The sequence below is a fragment of the Saccharopolyspora antibiotica genome (assembly GCF_047200635.1).
Classification (GTDB): domain Bacteria; phylum Actinomycetota; class Actinomycetes; order Mycobacteriales; family Pseudonocardiaceae; genus Saccharopolyspora_C.
On the sequence record NZ_JBJZOI010000055.1, the window covers coordinates 1 to 433 of the forward strand.

Below are 433 nucleotides of genomic sequence, written 5' to 3' on the forward strand. Positions count from 1 at the left end.
CCGGTTTCGTTGGATGAGTTGGATCGGTCGGTGTTGGGGTTGTTGCGTGCTGATGCGCGGATGTCGGTGCGTGCGATCGCTCGGGAGTTGAATCGTTCTCCGGGTGCGGTGGGGGAGCGGGTGGCGCGGTTGGAGTCGTTGGGGGTGATCACGGGGTATCACGCTGAGGTGGATCTGGCGCGGCTCGGGTACATGCACACGTTGGTGGTGGTGCGGACTGATGATGATCGGCGCAGTGATGAGTGCGCTGAGGTCTTGTCGGGGTTGGAGGAGGTGCACACGGTCTGGGTGGTGACGGGGTCGTGGGATCTGGTCGTGGAGTGCTACGTGCGGGACGCGTTTCACCTGCGGGAGTTGTTGCAGGGCAAGTTGCGGGGTGTGGAGGGCGTCACCCACACCGAGGCCATGATCGTCCTCGACAGCGTCGACCCGG

At 64.2% G+C, this 433-nt stretch carries 1 protein-coding gene; it reads left to right on the forward strand.

Annotation, left to right across the window (positions count from 1 at the left end):
* Positions 1-18 precede the first annotated feature (18 nt).
* On the forward strand, positions 19-433 hold a 415-nt coding region (locus tag ACL03H_RS23865; RefSeq protein ID WP_412813550.1), incomplete at its 3' end, for an Lrp/AsnC family transcriptional regulator.